Here is a 275-nt window from a genome sequence, read left to right as displayed (position 1 = left end):
GCCACGTACGACAGCGCCCGCGCGCCTTCGGTCAGCGCGCGCATCGTGCCGAGCATCCGGCGCACGTCCGGGTGGTGGATGATCGTCACCGACTGCTTCGCGGACCCGTCCACCGGACGGCTCTGCACGCGCTCCTTCGCGAACGCGGCCGCCTTCTGGTACGCGCGGTCGGCCACGCCGATCCCCTGCATCCCGACGCCGAAGCGCGCCGCGTTCATCATGATGAACATGTATTCGAGGCCGCGATTCTCGTCGCCGACGAGGTAGCCGATCGC

Annotated in this window: 1 protein-coding gene; it reads right to left on the bottom strand. The window is 69.5% G+C overall.

The annotated features are described in order from the left end of the window. Positions 1–275 (bottom strand): acyl-CoA dehydrogenase family protein (locus ACV229_RS40900; protein ID WP_448088706.1); only part of this gene is annotated, 275 nt, incomplete at both ends.

Source organism: Burkholderia sp. MR1-5-21 (assembly GCF_053427715.1).
The sequence above is the reverse complement of the archived record's forward strand: the minus strand, read 5'-3'. Positions and strand labels throughout refer to the sequence as shown.